The sequence below is a fragment of the Enterobacter cloacae complex sp. P6RS genome, assembly GCF_014982245.1.
Lineage (GTDB): Bacteria > Pseudomonadota > Gammaproteobacteria > Enterobacterales > Enterobacteriaceae > Enterobacter > Enterobacter bugandensis.
In genome coordinates this window covers 1-298 of record NZ_JADCLB010000071.1, presented here as the reverse complement: position 1 = coordinate 298, position 298 = coordinate 1, and the positions used below count along the sequence as shown (strand labels likewise).

Sequence of the window (298 nt, the reverse complement as noted above, 5' to 3'; positions counted from 1 at the left end):
GGCCCTACCAGATATTCGAGATGGGCTAAAACCAGTACAACGCCGCATTCTCTTTTCAATGAATAAAGACGGCAATACCTTTGATAAAGGCTTTCGTAAATCAGCAAAATCTGTCGGAAACATTATGGGGAATTATCATCCCCATGGCGACAGTAGTATTTATGTAGCGATGGTCCGTCTAAGTCAAGACTGGAAATTACGGGAAGTACTAATTGAAATGCACGGAAACAACGGAAGTATGGATGGCGACCCGCCAGCGGCGATGCGTTATACAGAAGCTCGTTTATCACAGTTAAGT

1 protein-coding gene is annotated in these 298 nt (G+C 44.0%); it reads left to right on the top strand.

Annotation, left to right across the window (positions count from 1 at the left end):
* Positions 1–298 (top strand): DNA gyrase subunit A (locus tag INF73_RS21970; protein WP_305038850.1); only part of this gene is annotated, 298 nt, incomplete at both ends.